We start from the raw sequence: 18,845 nt of genomic DNA on the forward strand, positions 1-18,845 counted from the left end.
GCCAACGCCAACGCCAACGCCAACGCCAACGCCAACGCCAACGCCAACGCCAACCCGAATCAGACCGCGCGTTGCACTGCCGCGCGTCGTTCCCACAACGCGGCCACGACGAACGCGGCGACGCAGGCGACCAGCACGCCGACCAGCGCGTTGCTGCCCAGTTGCTCCATCAACGCACCCGCAACCAGCGGGCCCCCGAAGCTCGCGGCGCTCCACGACGCCGACACGAGTGAGCTCGCGGTGACGAGCGCCGCGCCGCGGAAACGCTCGCCGCACGCGACGAGCGACAGCGTGTAGATGCTGCCGGCCGCCGCGCCGAGCACGAACAGCAGCGGCCAGCACAGCCACGGGTTCGCGATGACGAACGGCAGCAGCGGCAGGCCGGCGAGCACGATCCAGCCGGCGCCGAGGTGCACGCGTTCGCGGCCGAGCTTGTCCGCGAGCCAGCCGATCGGGAACTGCATCGCGGTATCGCCGAACAGCATGATCGACGCGAGCAGCACGGCGGTCGCGCTCGCGATGCCGTGATCCATCGCGTAGAGCGGCAGCAACGACAGCGCGAGCGTGTCGAACAGCGCGAAGAAGCCGGTGCCGATGATCAGCGCGGGCATGCGCGGCAGCACGTCGCGCCAGCGGCCGTGCGCTTCGTGATGCCCGTCGTCGCCGGCGAGCGGCGCACGGCGGATCGTCGCGAGCGTCGGCAGCGCGAGCAGGAACAGCGCGCCGCACAGTGCGAAGCGGATACTCGTCGCGCCCGCGATCTGGCTGACGAGCACCGGGCCCGCCATCTGGAACAGCGTGAAATTGGTCGCGTAGATCGCGACGACGCGGCCGCGCGTCGAATCGTCGGCGAGCTGGTTGACCCATGCTTCGCCGATCGTGAACAGCAGCATCAGCGCGGCGCCGCACAGCACCCGCAGCACGCCCCACAGAATCAGGTTCGACGTGAACTGCATCAGCGCGGTGGCCGCCGCGAGCAGCACGACCGACACGACGATCGCGCGGCGCGCACCGATGCGCCGCGCGAGCGCGGTGACGAACGGCACGATCGCGAGGCCGCCGAGGGCCTGCGCGGCCGTCAGCATGCCGACGACGTTGGTGCCGTGTCCGGCTTCGGTCAGCGCGAGCGCGGTAAGCGGGAGCGTGGCGCCGGTCCCGAGGCCGACGACCGCGACGCTCAGGATCAACGCGAGGAAATCGCGATTGAGAATGGCTTTCATCGGCCGCGATGCTACACCGCGACCGTTGAAAGGTCCATGAAGGCCGTCACACTTGAATGGAGTTGCGTACGCAACGATCGCGGCAGGATTGCGTTACACGTATTCGGTCGGCACGGCCACCGGGCGGCGTTCGAGCGACGCCGACCACAGCGTGAGCGCGAGCGCCGCGACGGCCATCGCGACGCCGACCCACGGCAGGTTCACGAGCGACACGCCGGAGCCGATCGCCATTCCGCCGAGCCACGCGCCGGTCGCGTTGCCGAGGTTGAACGCGCCCTGGTTCAGCGTCGACGCGAGGTTCGGCGCGTCGCTTGCGCGATCGACGATCATGATCTGCAGCGGCGGTACGATCGCGAACGCGAGGATGCCCCACATGAAAATCGTCGCGAGCGCGGCGAACGGCAGATGCATCGTGCCCGCGAACAGCGCGAGGACGATGCCGATCAGCGCGAGGGTCGCGATCAGCGACGGCATCCGGCGCCAGTCGGCGAGCTTGCCGCCGAGCGTGCCGCCGACCGTCAGCCCGAGGCCGAACAGCAGCAGCACGTAGGTGACCTGCCGCGGCGAGAAGCCCGTCACGTCCTCGAGGATCGGCGTGATGTACGTGAACACGCTGAACAGGCTCGCGGACGCGAGCACGCTGATACCGAGCACCATCAGCACCTGCGGGTGCTTCAGCACGCTGAATTCGCGCGTGATGCTGGTGTCGGGCATCGCGAGGTTTTTCGGCAGGCACACCGCGAGCGCGGCGGCCGCGGCGAGGCCGATGCCGGTGACGGCCCAGAACGTCGCGCGCCAGCCGAACGCCTGGCCGAGCGCGGTGCCGAGCGGCACGCCGAGCACGTTCGCGAGCGTGAGGCCGGTGAACATCAGCGCGATCGCCTGCGCGCGGCGGTTCGGCGCGACGAGGTTGCTCGCGACCACCGAGCCGATGCCGAAGAACGCCCCGTGGCAGAACGCGGTGACGACGCGCGCGGCCATCAGCACCGCATAGCCGGGCGCGATCGCGCAGAACAGGTTGCCCGCGATGAACAGCCCGATCAGGCCCATCAGCGCACGTTTGCGCGGCATCTTCGCAGTGACGATCGCGAGGATCGGCGCGCCGATCGTCACGCCGAGCGCGTAGCCCGATACGAGCATCCCGGCGGCCGGAATCGACACGCCGAGATCGCGCGCGACGTTCGGCAGCAGACCCATGATCACGAATTCGGTGGTACCGATTCCAAATGCGGCGACGGCAAGGGCGAAAAGAGGCAAGGGCATCGCGATAGGCTCGGAAAAGATGTCGCTCGAGCCAGGCGCAGGATGCGCGGGACGGGCGGTCGGTCAGGCGAACGTCAGCCGCGATTCTACTTCAGTGAAAACCCCTATGCTTGGGGCCAAAACGGTTGTTGCCGGCGTGCGACGGGATGGCAGGCGGGAAGCTCACAGTGTGGGATATGCAGCGATTCAGCGCCGGAATGACGACGGCTGCCGGCCGTGGATCAGGCGATGCGTTCGGACGACCTGTCGGGCATGGCGTCCGACGGGGTTCCCGTTTGGGCGTCCGAAGCCGTATCCGGCGGCACGGCAGCCGAAGCGGCCGCGTCGATCGCCGCCGGATCGCCCCAGCCGTTCTCGAACAGGCAGGCTTCGATCGGCATGCGCGCGGCCCAGCGTTCTTCCTCGAGCATCGGCTTCGCATAGAACGCATCGACGTGCCCGACGCACAGCACGGCGATCGGCTTCGCGCCGTCGGGCATCCGCAGCAGCGTGCGCAGCGCATCGACGTCGAACAGCGACACCCATCCCATCCCGAGGCCTTCCGCGCGCGCCGCGAGCCACATGTTCTGGATCGCGCACGCGGTGGATGCCAGATCCATCTCCGGCAGCGTGCGGCGGCCGAACACATGGCGCTCGCGGCCGTCGGCGAGCGCGACGACGAGGAGCTCGCCGCATTCGCGCACGCCCTCGACCTTCAGCCGCATGAATTCGTCCTGGCGCTCGCCGAGCGCGTCGGCGGTCGCGCGGCGCTCGGCCTCGACCAGCGTGTGAATGGCGGTGCGCAAGGCGGGATCGCTGATGCGGATGAAGCGCCACGGCTGCATGAAGCCGACGCTCGGTGCGTGGTGCGCCGCGCGTAGCAGTCGCGCGAGCACGGCCGGATCGACGGGCGCCGGCGTGAAGTGGCGCATGTCGCGCCGTTCGAAAATGGCGCGGTAGACGGCGGCGAGGTCGGAATCGTCGAAACGCATGAGCGGCAAAGGCAGGGAAGGACGTCGGCGCAACGATATCAGACGGCGCGCACGAAACGTTACTTCATTCGAAACAATGCACTGAATTGTTGACGAGATAGGGTACGGTGCACGGCAACAACCACAAGCAAACGATTGCGGATGCGCCGCGGGGCATCAAACGGGCTGTTTCTCAGCGATTTGCCGCCACGACGTTCTGCGGAGCGCCCGCATGCCACGCCTCGATGTTCAGCAGCGTCGTGTGCGCGATCTCGGCCAGCGCCTCGCGCGTGAAGAATGCCTGGTGCGACGTGACGATCACGTTCGGGAACGTGAGCAGGCGCGCGAGCACGTCGTCCTGCAGCGGCAGGTCGGAGTGATCCTCGAAGAAAAGCCCGCTTTCCTCTTCGTAGACGTCGAGCCCCAGATGGCCCAGCTGGCCGCTCTTGAGCGCGTCGACCAGCGCCTGCGCATCGACGAGGCCGCCGCGCCCCGTGTTGATCAGCATCGCGCCGTGCTTCATCCGCGCGAGCGTTCGTTCGTTGATCAGGTGGTGTGTCGACGGCAGCAGCGGGCAATGCAGGCTGACGATGTCGGCGTGATGCAGCAGCTCGTCGAGCTCGACGTAGCGCACGCCGAACGCGATCAGCTCGTCGTTGTACGGCGGCACCGAGTGTGCGAGCACGTGCATCCCGAAGCCCATCATGATCTTCGCGAACACGCTGCCGATGATGCCGGTGCCGATCACGCCGACGGTCTTGCCGTGCAGGTCGAAGCCGAGCAGGCCGTTCAGCGAGAAATCGCCTTCGCGCGTGCGTGCGACGGCGCGCGGCAGGCGGCGGTTGAGCGCGAGGATCAGCGCGACCGCATGCTCGGCGACCGCATGCGGCGAATACGCGGGCACGCGCACGACCGCGATGCCGAGCCGTTCGGCGGCGGCGAGGTCGACATGGTTGAAGCCCGCCGAGCGCAGCGCGATCAGCCGCGTGCCGCCGTCGGCGAGCCGTTCGAGCACGGCCGCGTCGACGGTGTCGTTGACGAACGGGCAGACGACGTCATAGCCGTGCGCGAGGATCGCCGTTTCCGCGTCGAGGTGCGACGGCTGGAAGTGCAGCCGATAGCCGAACTGCCGGTTGGCGGCGGTGAATGAATCGTCGTCGTACTGCCGGCTGCTGAACAGGATCACGCGCACGCTGCACCTCCACTGGCTGACGCGCGCAGTTTACTGCAGGCCCGTGACGATGTCGGCGTGTTCGGGCCCGCGCCCCGGCCGCAGGAAGCCGTAGTCCGTCCGCTCGCGGGAGGCCGGCGCGCCGAAGTGCTCGAGTGCGTGCTCGACGAAGCTGCGCGTGCGGGCCGGCACGTACTGGCGGTTCGGATAGACGAGCGACAGCTGCGCGTCGGGATCGTCGATCCGGTAGCCGGCCATCAGGCGCACGAGCGTGCCGTGGTTGAGTGCGTCGGCCACGCACGGCTCGGGCAGCACCGCGATGCCGGCGCCGGCCACGGCCGCCGCCTGCACGAGCGCGAGCTGGTTGACCGTGCAGGCCGGGCGCACCGTGACCGAATGGGCGACGCCGTCGTGACCGACCAGTTGCCACGTCGGGGCGTGCTGGTGCGACGCGAGCGTGACCCAGTCGTGACCCGGTAGATCGTCGGGCACGCGCGGCTCGCCGCGGCGGTCGAGATAGGCCGGCGCCGCGCATGCGACGAACGGGTTCGGCGCAAGGGCATGGCCGATCAGCGACGGGTTGCCGTCGAGCCGGGTGCCGGTGACGATGCCGACGTCGTAGCCCGATTCGAGCACGTCGAGCGGCCCTTCGGCGACGGTCAGCTGCACGCGCAGCTCCGGGTAGCGGTGCCGGAAGCTGCTGACGAGCGGCGTCAGCGCCAGCGGCGACATCAGCCCCGACGCGACGACGCGCAGCGTGCCGGCCGGTTCGCGCACCGCATGCGCGACGGACGATTCGAGGTGGTCGAACTCCTCGAGCAGCGCACGGCAACCATCGAGGTAGCGCACGCCGGCCTCGGTGAGCGACAGGTTGCGCGTGGTGCGATGGATCAGCCGTGTGTTCAGGTGGCCCTCGAGCATCGCGATCGAACGCGTGACGAGCGCATTGGACACGCCGAGATGGTGCGCCGCGCGCCGAAAGCTTTGCTGCTCGGCGACGCAGACGAATACACGCATGGTCTGAATCTGGTTCATGGCTGCGTATTTCTGGCCCGGTTGATTGATTTTGGTTGTGATTTATCGCCGCACAACATCGAAAGCGCATTGCGCGGCCCCAGCTCTCCCTCGTATCGAAAATCGAATTTCGATTCCGCAGACGATTGTTCAATACAGAACCTATATCCGTCAACCTGAGAAAATGGGCGGCTTGCGTAAAATCGAAATCGCGAGTACCCGTTTAACGTTGCAATGCAGCAAGGGCGTTCCGGAAAACCGACGCGGTATTGGGATATGCGTCGAGGATGCGGATATTTTCTATTTAAATCAATAAGATGAGTTCAAGGTCGGCTAGGCCGTGACGCGGCAGTTTCGGAGTCGTTCCCCAATACATGCGGCAATAGTGGATGTTTTTTCCACGTTCGGATTTTGTGTGTCGAATTCGCTCCGCGATTTGTATCACGTGGCCGGTCCATTCCGTTCGATCCGAGAATCGGGCTGAACCGCCGGTTTCCGCGAATCGCTGCTGATATTGGCGAAGAAAATCGCGCAGGCGGAACCCGAATGGAACCGTTTCGGAACCGGCCGGCAATCCCTTTTCAATCCGGCAGGTCGTGGCGCGAATGGTGCGCGGCCGGCTGGCCCGGTCCGGCGACCGGGCCGGCGTCGTGCGGTCCGGACGTGCGTGCCTCTTGCGCGGGGCGGCGGAACGCGGAATGATCGATCAGTTCGCCGTGCCGTACCGTGCTGCAGCCGTCCGAGCACTTTCTTTCCTCATCTTTTTCCAGCCATGTCCATCGATTATTCGCCGATTCCCTGTCCCGTCGTCGTGCCGCTCGACGCGATCCTGCCCGAAGAACCGCTGCTGATGATGGGGGCCGGCCCGGTTCCGATCCCGGCCGCCGTGGCCAAGGCGAACACGATCGTGATCAACCACCTCGGCGCGACGATGGCGAAGATCATCGAGCAGGTGAAGGAGATGGCGCGCTACGTGTTCCAGACCCGCACGAAGTGGGTGCTCGGCGTCGCGGGCCCAGGTTCGGCCGCGATGGAAATGGCGATCTCGAATCTCGCATGGCGCGGCACGCGCGTGCTGTCGATCCGCAACGGCTTCTTCAGCGCGCGGATGGCCGAGATGGCCACGCGCGTCGGCGCCGACGTCGCGACGCTCGAAGTCGCCGACCGCGCGGTCGCGAGCCTCGACGAGATCGCCGACGCGATCGCGCGCGAGCGGCCCGAGATCGTCACGATCGTGCAGGGCGAGACGTCGAACACCGTCTGGAACCGCGACCTGCGCGACATCGCCGCGCTCGCGAAGGCGGCCGGCGCGCTGGTGGTCGTCGACGCGGTGTGCACGCTGTCGACGATGCCGCTCGAGATGGATGCGTGGGGCATCGACGCGGTGATCACCGGCGGTCAGAAGGGGCTGTCGTCGATTCCCGGCGTGTCGCTGATCGCGTTTTCCGATGCCGCGTGGGACCGCATGAAGAATCGCCCCGAGCCGAATGCGCACTGGTGCCTCGACATGGCGCTCGCGGAGAACTTCTGGCACAACGCCGGCTATCACTACACGGCGCCCGTGTCGGGCGTGCTCGCGCTGCACGAGGCGCTGCGGCTCGTCTGCGCGGAGACGCTCGAAAGCCGCTTCGCGCGCCACCTGCGCTGCTCGCTGGCGCTGCAGGCGGGCGTCGAATCGATGGGGCTCAAGCTTTATGCGCCGAAGGACTGCCGGCTCAATTCGGTGGTCGGAATCGAGACGCCGGAGGGGCTCACGCCCGGGATGGTCTGCGGCCATATCTCGAAGCAGTACCAGGTCGAGATCTCGGGTTCGTTCGGCTTGCCGATCGTGCGGATCGGGCAGATGGGCGAGCAGTGCCGCGAACACAACCTGTTCCGCACGCTGCATGCGTTCGGCCGCACGATGGTCGACCTGAAGGTGCCGGTCGACCTGCCGGCCGGCGTCGCCGCGCTGGAGCAGGAACTGTCGCGGCGCGGCGCGTAAGCACGGAAAAGCGGCGAGGGGCCGCGCTCAGCGGCCCTGCATCGCGCGCCGGTACGTATTCGGCGTCGTGCCGTGCGCGTCGCGAAAGCGATGGCTGAAGTGGCCGGCGTTCGCGTAGCCGCAGTCGGCCGCGATCTGCGCGAGCGGCAGCGCCGTCGTGCGCAGCAGCTCGCGGGCCCGGGCGAGCCGTTGCTCGGCCACCCATGCGTGCGGCGCGCGGCCGAACGACAGCCGGAACATCCGCGAGAAATGGTATTCGGACAGCGCGGCGACCTCGGCGAGTTCGCCGAGCGTCAGCGGCTGCGTCAGATACGTGTCGATGTAGTCGCGCACGCGGCGGCGCACGGCCGGCGCGAGCCCGCCGCGGAACGACGTGTCGGTGCGCGTCGTGCTCTGGCCGCGCAGCAGCAGGCTCAGCACGTCATGCGCGGTTTCGTTCACGCGCAGCCGGTCGTCGGCATCGTCCCAGCCGTCGAGCGCGAGCGAGCGCAGCAGCGCGGCGACGCGCGCATCTTCGAAATAGGTGCGATCGGCGAGCTTCAGTTCGCGCGGTTCGCGGTCGAGTTCGCGGATCGCGCGCTGCGTGAAGTGTTCGGGCAGGAAATACAGGTGGATGAAATGCATTTCGCCACGCACCCACCAGCGCGATTCGTGGTCGCCCGGCAATGCGCACAGCAGGCTCGGCGCGCCGTAGCGCGGCACGCGCTGGCGCTCGGTCCGGTAGCCGCCGTCGAGGTAGCACGACAGCGTGTGGTGACCGGGCTGCTCGTACACCGTCTCGCTTTCGTCGGTGATCCGCGTCCATTCGGCGATCGCGAGATGGTCGCCTAGCCACGCGAAGCGCTCGAGCGTCGCGTTCGCGTCGGCGAGCGTGCGGCAGACCGATTGCAGGCCGAACGGCAGATCGCCGCCGGCCAGGGCGGCGGCGCGGTCGACGGGCGGGGCGCTGAGGGAGAGGCTCATGATGGGCCGAGTATAAGCGGCCGCGCGACGGCGCGTGCGGCGTCCCGAAAAAGACCGCAATTCCGGACAATCGGCACGCGCGGGGCGGCGGCATAGTCGGGATCCCGATTCAGCCGATTCACCCGACTTCCCGGATTGCCGCCATGAACCTGTCGCTTTATTTCGTCACCGTGTTGATCTGGGGCACCACCTGGATCGCGATCAAGTGGCAACTCGGCGCGGTGCCGCCGCCCGTGTCGATCGCGTGGCGCTTCTGGCTCGCGGCCGCCGTGCTGTTCGCACTGCTGCGCGTGATGCGCCGCCCGGCGCGCCCGCCGCGCGAAGCGTGGCGCTTTCTCGTCGCACAAGGCTTCGCGCTGTTCTGCCTGAATTTCCTGTGCTTCTACTATGCGGAGCAGGTCGTGCCGAGCGGGCTCGTCGCGGTGATCTTCTCGACCGCGCCGCTGCTGAACTCGATCAACGGCCGGCTGTTCATGGGCCGCCCGCTGCGGCCGTCGGCGATCGCCGGCGCGCTGCTCGGCCTGACCGGCATCGCCTGCCTGTTCTGGCAGCAGATGGCCGGCCATCTCGACGACCACGCGACGTGGATCGGGCTCGCGATCGCGTTCGCCGGCACGATGTGCTTCTCGGCGGGCAACCTGCTGTCGAGCCGGATGCAGTCGATGGGGCTGCACCCGCTCGCGACCAACGGCTGGGCGATGCTGATCGGCGCGGCGCTCCTGACCGTCGGCAGCGCGGTGGCCGGGATGCCGTTCACGCTCGACATGAGCCCGCGCTATCTCGGCGCGCTCGTGTACCTGGCCGTGCCGGGCTCGGTGATCGGCTTCACCGCCTACCTGACGCTCGTCGGCCGGATCGAGCCGGAGCGCGCCGCGTACTGCACCGTGCTGTTCCCGATCGTCGCGCTGGCCGTGTCGACGGTGTTCGAGGGCTATCAATGGTCCCCGCTCGCGGTGATCGGGCTGCTGCTCGTGGTGGCCGGCAATCTCGTCGCATTCGATCTCACGCGTCGGTTGTTTCTGCGGACGGCGTGACGCAATACCGACGGCGACAAGAGCGGCTCGGAAAGCCGATCGAGATGGTTGACTTGGTTGACTTGGTTTCGATTCGGGGCTACGCTTGATCTTCCGGTTGGATCAGGAGGTCAGGATGGTCACGCAAGCTCATGCGCTCGAAGGCGCGGCCGCCGTTCTCGATGTCGAGACGGAGGAGGCGCTGCGCAGCGCGGTCGGCGCCGCGACCATGCTCGGTCCCGAGCGCGCCCGCGCACTGCTCGCGCTGTCGGACGAGCAACTGGGGCACCTGTTCAAGGTGGGCATCGCGCAGGTCATCGATCTGGCCGGTACGATCACCTTCGGTATCGCCGCTGCCGCGACACGCGACAGGAAGCCGTCCGGCCGGCGGAAGCCGGGGGCGGCTGCACGCGCGGATGCCGGCGTCGCCGATGTCGAGCGGCAGGTGCAGGCCGAACGGCGCGTGCTGGTTGCCGATGGCCGATTGCTGTCCGCCGCGCAGACTTGGACAGGGCTCGGCATGACGCGGCAGGCGCTGAGCAAGGCGGTCGCGTCGGGGCGTATCTTTGCGGTCGAGGTCGGCGCCGCACAGTACTATCCGGCTTTCTATCTGGCGGGAGACGTCGACCGCAAGACCTTGGGGCGGGTCACGCAGTGTCTCGGCGACTTGCCCGGCTGGAGCAAATGGCAGTTCTTCACGACGCCCAAGGCGTCGCTGGGCAGCGTCACCCCGCTCGTCGCGCTGTCGCGTGGCAAGCTCGACGATGTCGAACGCGCCGCCGCGGCGTTCCGCGAACGCTAGGAGCCGCGTTTGCTGACGGCACCGGGCGAGCATTTCGTGAGCGCGACGCTCGTCATCCGCGAGGTTGCGCCCGCAACGCTGGTGCGCATCTCGCGATATGCGACCGGCGAGCCTTACTTCGGGAAGTCCGGCGGCAATCGCTTCGACGATCCGCGCAAGCGGCAGCGGTACGGCACCAGCTATTTCGGCTTTGATCTGCATTGCGCATTCGCCGAGACGGTGCTGCATGACGAAGTCGCCGATCTGACGCTGGGCGGTTTTCCGCTCGTGACGACCGAACTCGATCGCCACGTCCTTTCATTTGACGGCGCGCCGCTGACCGTAGCCGTCCTGCACGGCTTGCCGCTGAAAAACCTTGGAGGTGACGGCGCATTGTCGACCATCGCGCCGTACGACGTTCCGCAACAGTGGTCGCTTGCCGTCCACCGGCATCCCCGTCGCGTCGACGGATTTTTGTACATGTCGCGCCATCTCAACACGTCGGAAGCGCTCGTGCTCTTCGATCGTGCCGCGCCGACGCTTTCGCTCGGGAGCGCCGTTCCGTTCAGGCGTCATCCCGATGCGGCCCGCGTATTGCGAGACTTCAATGTGCTGCTGCGTTGACGCGCGTCACGTCTCTCACGCCGCCGCGCCGCTCCCCGCAACACGCGCCTGCCGCTGATACAACACCATCGACAGCGCGACGCCCGCGGCAGCCGCCACCGCCGCGAACAGGAACACCTGCGGATAGCCGAACGCACCGGCCACATAGCCGGCGAGCGGGCCGGTGATGCCGAGCGACAGGTCGAGGAACACCGAATACGCGGACAGCGCCGCGCCGCGGCTCGCGGGCGGCACGAGCGCGACGGCCTCGACGCCGAGCGCCGGGAAGATCAGCGCGAAGCCGAAGCCCGTCAGTGCCGCGCCGACGAGCGCGACGTGCGGCACCGGCGCGAGCCACAGCAGCAGCAGGCCCGCGCATTCGAACGCGAACGACACGATCGCGACGCGGAAGCCGCCGTGGGTCTTGATCGTGTTCGCGAACAGCAGGCGCGCGCCGATGAACAGCGTGCCGAACACGGTCAGCGACAGCGCGGCGTTCGGCCAGTGGCGCGCCGCGTAGTACAGCGTGACGAAGGTCGCGATCGAGCCGAAGCCGGCCGAGCCGAGCGCGAGGCCGAGGCCGTGCGGCAGCACGCGCGTGAACACGCTCGCATACGACATCCGCTCGCCGTGCACGAGCGGCACCGAAGCGATCAGGCGGGCGAGGTAGAAGCCGAGCGCGGCCAGCGCGATCACGATCACGCCGATCAGCGCCGGATTCAGCGTATGCGCGATCGCGACGCCGACCGGCGCGCCGAGCGCGAGCGCGCCGTAGGTCGCGATGCCGTTCCACGAGATCACCTTCGCGTTGTGCGCGACGCCGACCCGGCCGATGCCCCACAGGATCGCGCCGGTGCCGCACAGGCTTTCGCCGACGCCGAGCACGAGCCGGCTCGCGATCAGCAGCACGAGGCTCGCGACCGGCCAGTGCGCGAGCAGCAGCGCGACGAGCAGCAGGACGCCCGACACGCCGCAGCCGATCAACCCGCGCAGCACCGTCTGCTTCGGCCCGAGCGTATCGGCGAGGCGCCCGGCGAGCGGCCGCGACGCCAGCGTCGCGAAATACTGGACGCTGATCGCGCCGCCCGCGACGATCGCGGAAAAGCCGAGGTCGTCGTGGACGAAGCCCGGCAGTACCGCGAGCGGCAGGCCGATGGTCAGGTAGCAGATGAACGTGAAGCAGACGACGGACACGATTTGCAGCGTGAGCGCGAACCCGCTGCGCGGCGGTGTGGCGGAATCGGTTGACATGGGGTCGGAACGAATGGCGAATCGAACGGAAAAACGGCGGAAAAAGGAATCGGGATTTTCCCATGGAACCGGTTTTCCCGCAGGTACCGTTTAGTTAATCACGCCCCGTTCGGGAAGAGGACCAGTGGTGGCGGGACGCCGGGAACGGACGGAGCGCCCCGTGCGGCAAGGGGAGCGGCCGGCCGGGCGCGCATATCGCGGCAGTTATATGAGCCGCATGCGTGATGGGCTATGGGTTGCGGAATTTGACGGTGATAGCGTTCAAACTGTCGGAAAAACGTCGGTCGAGCGCTCCGCGCGGGCCGCCTTGCCCCCCAATTTGAAGAAACACCGAGACATGAGTGAGCCGATCCGCTTCTACCATCGTCACGCGATTCGCGAAGTCAGCGGCGCGGACGTGACCCGCACCGTGCTGCAATACCTGCGCGAGGACGCGCATTGCACCGGCACCAAGGAAGGCTGCGCGGAAGGCGATTGCGGCGCGTGCACGGTCGTCGTCGGCGAGCTGACCGATGGCGGCGCGGTCGAGTTCAAGGCCGTCAACGCATGCATCCAGTTCCTGCCGACGCTCGACGGCAAGGCGCTCCTGACGGTCGAGGACCTGCGCCGGCCGGACGGCGCGCTGCATCTGGTGCAGCAGGCGATGGTCGATTGCCACGGTTCGCAATGCGGGTTCTGCACGCCCGGCTTCGTGATGTCGATGTGGGCGCTGTATGAAAAGCACGGCCATGAAGGCTGCGGCAATGCGTGCGCGAAGGCGAAGGACGTGCCGACGCGCACCGAGATCGCCGATGCGTTGACGGGCAACCTGTGCCGCTGCACCGGTTATCGCCCGATCGTCGACGCGGCGGTGCGGATGTTCGATGTGGCCGGCGAAGGCGCGCCGGCGCCGTCGCCGGCGGTCGACACGGCGGCGCTCGCCCGCACGCTCGCGTCGCTCAAGCGCGACGACACGTTCGACTACACGACGGTCAACGGCGCGCGCTTCGCGGCGCCGCGCACGCTTGACGCGCTGGCCGCGTTGAAGGCCGAGCGCCCCGACGCGCGTATTCTCGCGGGCAGCACCGACATCGGCCTGTGGGTCACCAAGCAGATGCGCCGCCTCGACGATCTGATCTACGTCGGCCAGATCGCCGAACTGCAGCAGATCGTTGACGGCGACGACTGGATCGAGATCGGCGCGGGCGTGACGGTCGAGAAGGCCTATGCGGCGCTCGCCGGCACGTATCCGGAGCTGACCGAGATGTGGAAGCGCTTCGCGTCGCTGCCGATCCGCAACGCGGGCACGCTCGGCGGCAACGTCGCGAACGGCTCGCCGATCGGCGATTCGATGCCGGGCCTGATCGCACTCGGCGCGCGCGTCATGCTGCGCGGCGGCGACACGGTGCGCGAGCTGCCGCTCGAGGCGCTCTACACGGGCTACCAGCAGAAGGACATGGCGCCGCACGAATTCGTCGTCGGCGTGAAGGTGCCGACCCGCACCGGCGCGCGCGAAAAGCTGCAGTTCCGCACGTACAAGCTGTCGAAGCGGTTCGACTCCGATATTTCCGCGGTATGCGCGGCCTTCGCGTTCATCGCGGACGGCGACACGATCCGCGAGCCGCGCATCGCGTTCGGCGGAATGGCCGCGACACCGAAGCGCGCGGCGCAAACGGAAGCCGTGCTCGACGGCGCACAGTGGCACGAAGCCACCGCGCAGGCCGCGATGCAGGCGCTCGAGCGCGACTACCAGCCGCTGTCCGACATGCGCGCGACGAGCACGTATCGCCTCGATACCGCGAAGAACCTGGTGTACCGATTCTGGCTGGAGACGCGTCCGCACGACCCGCTGCCGCCGCAGGCGCTGAACGTGCGCGAAGTGGCCGCCGAAGTTGCCGCTGAAAGTGCCCACGACGCGGCGCGCGTCTGAAGACGGAGAACATCGAACATGAATCAGCAAGCAGAACCGTTCCTCAGCACCCTCGACCCGCTGGCCGACGCCGCGCAGGTGCACGTGTCGCGCGCGCACGAATCCGCCCACCTGCACGTGAGCGGGCGCGCCACCTACACCGACGACATCCCGATCGTCGCAGGCACGCTGCACGCGGCGCTCGGGTTGTCGGCGAAGCCGCACGCGAGGATCGTGTCGATGAACTTCGACGCGGTGCGCGCGACGCCGGGCGTGGTCGCCGTGTTCACGGCCGACGACATCCCGGGCGTCAACGATTGCGGCCCGATCATCCACGACGATCCGGTACTCGCGAAGGGCGTCGTGCAGTTCGTCGGCCAGCCGATGTTCATCGTCGTCGCGACGTCGCATGAAACCGCGCGGCTCGCCGCGCGCCGCGCGCAGGTCGACTACGAGGAGCTGCCCGCGATCCTGACCGCGCAGGAAGCGCGCAAGGCCGAAACCTACGTGATCCCGCCGCTGAAGCTCGCGCGCGGCGACGCGGCCGCGCGGCTCGCCGCCGCACCGCACCGCGAGTCGGGCGAGATGCTGCTCGGCGGACAGGAGCAGTTCTACCTGGAAGGGCAGATCGCGTACGCGGTGCCGAAGGACGACGACGGGATGCACGTGTACTGCTCAACGCAGCACCCGAGCGAGATGCAGCACCTCGTCGCGCACGTGCTCGGCGTCGCGTCGCACAACGTGCTGGTCGAATGCCGCCGGATGGGCGGCGGGTTCGGCGGCAAGGAATCGCAGTCGGGCCTGTTCGCGTGCTGCGCGGCGCTTGCCGCGTGGAAGCTGCTGTGCCCGGTGAAGCTGCGTCCGGACCGCGACGACGACATGATGATCACCGGCAAGCGGCACGACTTCCATTACCGCTTCGACGTCGGCTACGACGACGACGGCCGCATCGACGGCGTCGCACTCGACATGACCTCCCGCTGCGGCTTCTCGGCCGACCTGTCGGGCCCGGTGATGACGCGCGCGGTGTGCCACTTCGACAACGCGTACTGGCTCGGCGACGTCGACATCGCCGGCTACTGCGGCAAGACCAACACGCAGTCGAACACCGCATTCCGCGGCTTCGGCGGCCCGCAGGGCGCGTTCGCGATCGAATACATCCTCGACGACATCGCGCGCGCGCTCGGCCGCGATCCGCTCGACGTCCGCTACGCGAACCTGTACGGCAAGACCGAACGCAATGTGACGCCGTACGGGCAGACAGTCGAGGACAACGTGCTGCAGGAACTGCTCGGCGAACTCGAGACGACGAGCGACTACCGTGCGCGGCGCGCGGGCGTGCGCGCCTTCAACGCGCGCAATCCGGTGCTGAAGAAGGGCATCGCGCTCACGCCGGTGAAGTTCGGCATCGCGTTCAACGTCACGCATTTCAACCAGGCCGGCGCGCTGGTGCACATCTACACCGATGGCTCGGTGCTCGTGAACCACGGCGGCACGGAGATGGGGCAGGGGCTCAACACGAAGGTCGCGCAGGTGGTCGCGCACGAGCTCGGCATCCGCTTCGGCCGGATCCGCGTGACGGCGACGGATACGAGCAAGGTCGCGAACACGTCCGCGACCGCCGCGTCGACGGGCTCGGACCTGAACGGCAAGGCCGCGCAGGATGCGGCGCGCCAGTTGCGCGAGCGGCTCGCGGTGTTCGCGGCGAAGCAGTTCGGCGACGGCACGGTCGATGCGGCCGACGTGAAGTTCGGCAACGACTTCGTGTGGATCGGCGGCGCGAGCGTGCCGTTCGGCGAAGTGATCGCGAAGGCCTACCTCGCGCGCGTGCAGCTGTGGTCCGACGGCTTCTACGCGACGCCGAAGCTGCACTGGGATCAGTCGAAACTGCAGGGCCGCCCGTTCTACTACTACTCGTACGGCGCGGCCGTGTCGGAGGTCGTGATCGACACGCTGACGGGCGAGATGCGCACGCTGCGCGTCGATGCGCTGCACGACGTGGGCGCGTCGCTGAACCCGGCGCTCGACATCGGCCAGGTCGAAGGCGCGTTCATCCAGGGCATGGGCTGGCTGACGACCGAGGAGCTGTGGTGGAACCAGGGCGGCAAGCTGATGACGCACGCGCCGTCCACGTACAAGATCCCGACCGTGAACGACACGCCGCCCGAGTTCAACGTGCGGCTGTTCCAGAACCGCAACGTCGAGGACAGCATCCACCGCTCGAAGGCCGTCGGCGAACCGCCGCTGCTGCTGCCGTTCTCGGTGTTCTTCGCGGTACGCGATGCGATCGCGGCGGTCGGCGATTACCAGGTGAATCCGCCGCTCGACGCGCCGGCCACCGGCGAGTCGATCCTGCGCGCGATCGGCGCGGTGCGTGCGGCCCGCGCGGGCCAGGCAGGCTGACATGAAACGCTCGTCGCGCTTGCTTCGTTCGTTGTCCGCTCACGGCCGCCCGGCCCGGCGGAGGCCGGCATGAACGGGCCGGCCCAGTCGCCGCGCGCCGCGTCGACCCCGGCGTTCGCGCCAGGCACCGGCCAGCGCAACCGCGCGAGCGGTGCGCCGGCGCCGATGCACATCGTGCTGTTCGGCGCCGGGCACGTCGGCCATGCGCTCGTCACGCTGCTCGGCGCGCTGCCGTGCGTCGTGCAGTGGGTCGATACGCGCGACGAACTGTTCCCGGACGAATGTCCGCCGAACGTGCAGCCGGAGCCGACGGACACGCCGGAGGCCGTCGTCGATGCGGCGCCCCCCGGCGCGTACTTTCTCGTGATGACGCACAACCACGCGCTCGACTTCTCGCTCGCCGCGCGGATCATGCGGCGGCGCGACTTCGCGTACTTCGGGATGATCGGCTCGCGCACCAAGCGCGTGAAGTTCGAGCGCCGGCTCGCGGCGCGCGGCGTCGATCCGGCGCGGCTCGTCGAGATGGTGTGTCCGATCGGGGTCGCCGGTATCGTCGACAAGGCGCCGGGCGCGATCGCGGTGGCCGTCTGCGCGGAGTTGCTGCAGGCACGCTCGGGCATGCCGGTGGCCGATGCGAAGGCGGCGGCGGCCGGGCGCGCGCGCGACGACGTGTCCTGCGCGCGGTAAAACGCCGATGCCGCGCGGCCGGCGCACGGCCGCGCGTTTTTGCATACACTGCACGGCGACGCGCGGCAGCGGGCCGCGCTTGACCTCACCGTGCACGCGCCCATGTCCGATCACTCCGTCTATCTCGACGCGCTCGATGCGAGCGTGGCCGCCATCGAGCGCTGGCTGTCCGGCGTCGATACCGCGCCGGCGGCGCTCGACGCACTGCTCGCGGCGTTTTCCGCCGACTTCACGATGACCCTGACCGACGGCCGCGTGATCGACCACGACGGCACGCGCGCGTTGTTCGCGAAGCTGGCCGGCGCGAAGCCGGGGCTGCGCATCGCGCTGTCGGAGATTCGCGTGCTCGCGGCCGACGCATCGCATGCGGTGATGGCCTATCTCGAAGCGCAGCATGCGGCGTCGGGCGAGTTGCCCGCGCGCCGGGCGACCGCCGTGTTCGCGCGCGACGCGGCCGGCGTCGTGCGCTGGGTCCATCTGCAGGAAACCTTCTGCACGGCCTGAGCGGCCGCGCTGCCTGAACGGTCGCGCTGCGCTCGAGCCGCGCGTTTCAGCGCTTGCGCGTGCGGGCGACCGTCAGCTCGTCGGACACGCTCTGCATCAGCGCGCACAGCCACGCGATGTCGGTCGGCCGATCGGGCTGCGGATGCGTGAGCAGGTAGCTCTTGATGCGCGGGAACGGCACGGGCGGCGTGACGACGACGAGCGGCAGCAGTTGCGCATAGTGCGTGGCGAAGCGGCGCGTCGTCGTGAAGATCAGGTCCGACTGCAGCAGCACCTGCGGCACGATCCCGAAGTACGGCAGCGTCGTCACGATGCGCCGCGTGAGGCGTGCGCGTGCCAGGCCGATCTCGATCGCGTTGCGCTTGTCGCCGGTGTACGGCGTCGGCGCGACGTGCGCGGCCGACGCATACGCGTCGCGCGTGAGCGGCAGGCGGGCGAGCGGATGCGCGTCGCGCATCAGGCACACGATCGTGTCGGAGAACAGGTCCTGGCGCGCGAACTGCGGGTCGGGCTTCGGCCAGTTGCCGATCACGAGATCGAGCGCGCCCGATTCGAGCGCGCCTGCGTGGTCGAGCGCGGGATTCAGCGAATCGATTTCCAGATGGGCATGCGGCGCCGCGTCGCGAAAGCGCTCGATCAGCGTCGGCATGAAGAAATCGTTCAGGTAGTCGGGCGCGGCGACGCGGAACGTGCGCCGCGCGGACGACGGGTCGAAGTCGCCGTGCGGCGTCGCGATGAAATCGACCTCGCGCAGCGCGCGCGAGGCGGCCTCGAGCAGCGACGCGCCGTATTCGGTCGGCACCATGCCGGATTTGCCGCGCACGAGGATCGGGTCGTTCAGCGTCTCGCGCAGCTTGCGCAGCGCGGTGCTGATCGCGGGCTGGGTCTGGTTCAGCCGCAGCGCGGCCTGCGTGACGCTGCGCTCGAGCAGCAGCGTGCGCAACACGCGCACGAGCCAGATGTCGAGCGAGGCGGTACGGTCGTCGTCTTCCATCGATGGGGGTGATTCTAGGGTCTGTTTACATATGGAACGCGCATGCGTTGCCACGAGAACGGCCGCTCGCGAGGCGTGCGACGCCGCGAATACTGACGTATTCGCAAGGAGCACAACGCGGCGAGCGGCCGTTCTCGTGGCAACCCCAAATTAATA

The 18,845-nt window shown here is 68.4% G+C and carries 16 protein-coding genes; 8 read left to right on the top strand and 8 right to left on the bottom strand.

The annotated features are described in order from the left end of the window. Positions 1-59 precede the first annotated feature (59 nt). The 5 genes from CFB46_RS07905 to CFB46_RS07925 all read right to left on the bottom strand — a co-directional run bounded on the left by CFB46_RS07905 (position 60) and on the right by CFB46_RS07925 (position 5,639). On the bottom strand, positions 60-1,220 hold the full coding sequence (locus CFB46_RS07905; RefSeq protein WP_089499683.1) for an MFS transporter: 1,161 nt from the start codon (positions 1,218-1,220) through the stop codon (positions 60-62). A 93-nt stretch (positions 1,221-1,313) separates the two neighbouring features. Beyond that, entirely contained in the window at positions 1,314-2,483 is a 1,170-nt protein-coding gene (locus tag CFB46_RS07910) for an MFS transporter (RefSeq protein WP_089499684.1), read from the bottom strand. 221 nt (positions 2,484-2,704) lie between these two features. Further along, entirely contained in the window at positions 2,705-3,454 is a 750-nt protein-coding gene (bluB, locus tag CFB46_RS07915) for a 5,6-dimethylbenzimidazole synthase (protein ID WP_089499685.1), read from the bottom strand. 172 nt (positions 3,455-3,626) lie between these two features. Further along, the gene (locus CFB46_RS07920; protein ID WP_089499686.1) at positions 3,627-4,625 is read right to left on the bottom strand and encodes a 2-hydroxyacid dehydrogenase; all 999 of its coding nucleotides are present in this window, start codon (positions 4,623-4,625) and stop codon (positions 3,627-3,629) included. A gap of 30 nt (positions 4,626-4,655) precedes the next feature. Next, a complete protein-coding gene (locus tag CFB46_RS07925) occupies positions 4,656-5,639 on the bottom strand; it encodes a LysR family transcriptional regulator (RefSeq protein ID WP_027783667.1) in 984 nt (327 codons plus the stop codon). 751 nt (positions 5,640-6,390) lie between these two features. On the opposite strand from CFB46_RS07925, the gene CFB46_RS07935 reads away from it, so the two are divergent. Beyond that, positions 6,391-7,602 carry a pyridoxal-phosphate-dependent aminotransferase family protein gene (locus tag CFB46_RS07935; RefSeq protein WP_027783668.1) on the top strand — a complete coding sequence of 404 codons (1,212 nt, stop codon included), beginning with the start codon at positions 6,391-6,393 and terminating at the stop codon, positions 7,600-7,602. A 27-nt stretch (positions 7,603-7,629) separates the two neighbouring features. Here CFB46_RS07935 and CFB46_RS07940 read toward each other — a convergent pair whose 3' ends face one another. Then, the gene (locus CFB46_RS07940) at positions 7,630-8,565 is read right to left on the bottom strand and encodes a helix-turn-helix domain-containing protein (RefSeq protein ID WP_027783669.1); all 936 of its coding nucleotides are present in this window, start codon (positions 8,563-8,565) and stop codon (positions 7,630-7,632) included. Between the two features lie 143 nt (positions 8,566-8,708). On the opposite strand from CFB46_RS07940, the gene CFB46_RS07945 reads away from it, so the two are divergent. From CFB46_RS07945 to CFB46_RS07955, 3 genes are all read left to right on the top strand, one after another. Beyond that, complete coding sequence (locus CFB46_RS07945) at positions 8,709-9,599, top strand: DMT family transporter (RefSeq protein WP_089499687.1); 891 nt, start codon at positions 8,709-8,711, stop codon at positions 9,597-9,599. An 85-nt stretch (positions 9,600-9,684) separates the two neighbouring features. After that, positions 9,685-10,380 carry a hypothetical protein gene (locus CFB46_RS07950; protein ID WP_227789549.1) on the top strand — a complete coding sequence of 232 codons (696 nt, stop codon included), beginning with the start codon at positions 9,685-9,687 and terminating at the stop codon, positions 10,378-10,380. 9 nt (positions 10,381-10,389) lie between these two features. Continuing rightward, positions 10,390-10,983, top strand: a complete 594-nt coding sequence (locus tag CFB46_RS07955) for an RES family NAD+ phosphorylase (protein WP_089499688.1) — start codon at positions 10,390-10,392, stop codon at positions 10,981-10,983. A 15-nt stretch (positions 10,984-10,998) separates the two neighbouring features. Here CFB46_RS07955 and CFB46_RS07960 read toward each other — a convergent pair whose 3' ends face one another. Then, positions 10,999-12,213: an MFS transporter gene (locus CFB46_RS07960; RefSeq protein ID WP_089499689.1), complete on the bottom strand. Its 1,215-nt coding sequence runs from the start codon at positions 12,211-12,213 to the stop codon at positions 10,999-11,001. Positions 12,214-12,550: 337 nt separating this feature from the next. Between CFB46_RS07960 and xdhA the strand changes: the two genes are divergently transcribed. The 4 genes from xdhA (at position 12,551) to CFB46_RS07980 (ending at position 17,695) form a co-directional block, all read left to right on the top strand. After that, positions 12,551-14,122: a xanthine dehydrogenase small subunit gene (xdhA, locus tag CFB46_RS07965; protein ID WP_089499690.1), complete on the top strand. Its 1,572-nt coding sequence runs from the start codon at positions 12,551-12,553 to the stop codon at positions 14,120-14,122. A gap of 18 nt (positions 14,123-14,140) precedes the next feature. After that, entirely contained in the window at positions 14,141-16,504 is a 2,364-nt protein-coding gene (gene xdhB / locus CFB46_RS07970; RefSeq protein ID WP_089499691.1) for a xanthine dehydrogenase molybdopterin binding subunit, read from the top strand. Between the two features lie 69 nt (positions 16,505-16,573). Continuing rightward, positions 16,574-17,191: a xanthine dehydrogenase accessory protein XdhC gene (xdhC, locus tag CFB46_RS07975; RefSeq protein ID WP_089499692.1), complete on the top strand. Its 618-nt coding sequence runs from the start codon at positions 16,574-16,576 to the stop codon at positions 17,189-17,191. A 102-nt stretch (positions 17,192-17,293) separates the two neighbouring features. Next, positions 17,294-17,695, top strand: a complete 402-nt coding sequence (locus CFB46_RS07980) for a polyketide cyclase (RefSeq protein ID WP_089499693.1) — start codon at positions 17,294-17,296, stop codon at positions 17,693-17,695. Between the two features lie 46 nt (positions 17,696-17,741). Here the strand turns inward: CFB46_RS07980 and CFB46_RS07985 are convergent, their stop codons facing one another. After that, positions 17,742-18,689, bottom strand: coding sequence for a LysR family transcriptional regulator (locus CFB46_RS07985; protein WP_089499694.1), 948 nt, complete (start codon positions 18,687-18,689; stop codon positions 17,742-17,744). Between the last annotated feature and the right edge of the window lie 156 nt (positions 18,690-18,845).

Origin of the sequence: Burkholderia sp. HI2761 (genome assembly GCF_002223355.1) — a bacterium.
Taxonomy (GTDB): domain Bacteria; phylum Pseudomonadota; class Gammaproteobacteria; order Burkholderiales; family Burkholderiaceae; genus Burkholderia.

Excerpts from the sequence above, each read along its gene's own strand:
- CFB46_RS07905 (WP_089499683.1), bottom strand. The coding sequence starts at position 1,220 with ATGAAAGCCATTCTCAATCGCGATTTCCTCGCGTTGATCCTGAGCGTC.
- CFB46_RS07910 (WP_089499684.1), bottom strand. The coding sequence starts at position 2,483 with ATGCCCTTGCCTCTTTTCGCCCTTGCCGTCGCCGCATTTGGAATCGGT.
- bluB (WP_089499685.1), bottom strand. The coding sequence starts at position 3,454 with ATGCGTTTCGACGATTCCGACCTCGCCGCCGTCTACCGCGCCATTTTC.
- CFB46_RS07925 (WP_027783667.1), bottom strand. The coding sequence starts at position 5,639 with ATGAACCAGATTCAGACCATGCGTGTATTCGTCTGCGTCGCCGAGCAG.
- CFB46_RS07935 (WP_027783668.1), top strand. The coding sequence starts at position 6,391 with ATGTCCATCGATTATTCGCCGATTCCCTGTCCCGTCGTCGTGCCGCTC.
- CFB46_RS07940 (WP_027783669.1), bottom strand. The coding sequence starts at position 8,565 with ATGAGCCTCTCCCTCAGCGCCCCGCCCGTCGACCGCGCCGCCGCCCTG.
- CFB46_RS07945 (WP_089499687.1), top strand. The coding sequence starts at position 8,709 with ATGAACCTGTCGCTTTATTTCGTCACCGTGTTGATCTGGGGCACCACC.
- CFB46_RS07960 (WP_089499689.1), bottom strand. The coding sequence starts at position 12,213 with ATGTCAACCGATTCCGCCACACCGCCGCGCAGCGGGTTCGCGCTCACG.
- xdhA (WP_089499690.1), top strand. The coding sequence starts at position 12,551 with ATGAGTGAGCCGATCCGCTTCTACCATCGTCACGCGATTCGCGAAGTC.
- xdhB (WP_089499691.1), top strand. The coding sequence starts at position 14,141 with ATGAATCAGCAAGCAGAACCGTTCCTCAGCACCCTCGACCCGCTGGCC.
- xdhC (WP_089499692.1), top strand. The coding sequence starts at position 16,574 with ATGAACGGGCCGGCCCAGTCGCCGCGCGCCGCGTCGACCCCGGCGTTC.
- CFB46_RS07980 (WP_089499693.1), top strand. The coding sequence starts at position 17,294 with ATGTCCGATCACTCCGTCTATCTCGACGCGCTCGATGCGAGCGTGGCC.
- CFB46_RS07985 (WP_089499694.1), bottom strand. The coding sequence starts at position 18,689 with ATGGAAGACGACGACCGTACCGCCTCGCTCGACATCTGGCTCGTGCGC.